At 73.3% G+C, this 1,426-nt stretch carries 2 protein-coding genes; both read right to left on the bottom strand.

Features of this window, described 5'->3' with window-relative positions; translation table 11 throughout:
• Positions 1-969, bottom strand: a 969-nt coding sequence (locus I59_RS01645) for an MFS transporter (protein ID WP_376764439.1), incomplete at its 3' end; no start/stop codon positions are given.
• Positions 970-997: 28 nt separating this feature from the next.
• A partial coding sequence (locus I59_RS01640) for a response regulator transcription factor (RefSeq protein ID WP_022902385.1) occupies positions 998-1,426 on the bottom strand: 429 nt, incomplete at its 5' end.

The following is a 1,426-nucleotide window of genomic DNA, read 5'->3' as shown; positions in this document are numbered from 1 at the left end:
CGGCGGAGATGCCCACGGAAACCCGAGGGCGATGCCGAGACCCCAAACCGGGGCACCCCCCGGGGTCAAGAACCGGGTTTGCGGCCGTCCAACCCAGCAGGACACCCAGGGTCCGAAGGACGCGCACGCTCGGATCACCGGTGCACGGCCGAACCGTGCCACGAGCGGGGTTCCCGCGCTGCGGCGGACCAGCATCGCCAGGGCGAACCCGGGGAAGACGAGCGAGCCCGTGACTTCGGGGGCTTCGTGCCCGGTTGTGATGAGGAGCGGCAGCCAGTCGGACGCGGCTCCCTCGGCGAACGCCATCGCGAGCGTGATGACGCCGATGAGCAGGACCTGCACCGTCAGGACCGAGCGGAGGCGCGGGGCCGGTGCAGTCGTGCCGACGGGGTCCGCCGGGTCGACGCGGTGCTCGGGACGGAGGTTGGCCGCGGCGTACACCGCCAGACCCGCCATCACCACGGTCGCGGTGAGCAGGTGCGCCGTGACCGGGGTGCGCAGGGCCGTCAGCCCGATGCCGGCCGCTCCGCCGACCACGGTGCCCAGGCTGAAGCAGGCGTGCAGGACCGGCACGACCGGACGACCGAGCCGCCGTTCGACGGCGGCGGCCTCCACGTTGAGTCCGATCTCCGCCGCGCCGCAGCCGAAGCCGATGCACCAGAGACCCACCCACACCCCGGCCGTGAGGTGCGCGGGCGCCAGGAGTGCGACCAGCAGCATGCCGACGACCGGCAGCGCTGCGCCGACGAGCACGAGCGGACGGGTGCCGATCCTCCGGACGAGGGCGCCGGCGCCGAGGATGCCGATCATCGACCCGACGGAGAGCCCGAGCAGGACGAGACCCATCGTCTCGATGCTGGCACCGAGCTCGTCGCGGACGGCCGGCGTCCGGGTGATCCAGGAGGCGATCCCGAACCCCGTCATCGTCGACGTGGCGAACAGGGCAGCACGGTGTCGGGCCCGCATCACCCCATCAGACCGTGCCGCGGTCGGCGGGTCAAGCGCCGCGCCGCAGGATCCCCAGCCGCAGCGCCTCGCGGACGGCGGCGGTCCGCGAGGACACCCCGAGCTTCGAGAACACGTGCACGAGGTGCGACTTCACGGTGGCGTCGGAGATGAACAGCCGGGAGGCGACCTCGGTGTTCGGAGCACCCTCGGCGACGAGCGCGAGCACCTCGATCTCCCGCGCGGACAGCGCGACCCGCGGCGCACGCATCCGCGCCATCAGACGTCCGGCGATCGCCGGAGCCAGCGCACTCTGGCCGGACGCCGCCGCCCGGACCGCTGCGACGAGCTCCTCCGGTGGCGCGTCCTTCAGCAGGTAGCCGCTCGCTCCGGCCTCGACGGCGCCCAGGATGTCGCCGTCCGTGTCGTAGTTCGTGAGGACGAGGACGTACGGTGCGGCGTCCAGCGCCCGGATGCGGCG

This window comes from Curtobacterium sp. B8 (assembly GCF_000333315.1).
Taxonomy (GTDB): Bacteria; Actinomycetota; Actinomycetes; order Actinomycetales; family Microbacteriaceae; genus Curtobacterium; species Curtobacterium luteum.
This window is presented reverse-complemented; position numbering and strand designations above follow the sequence as displayed.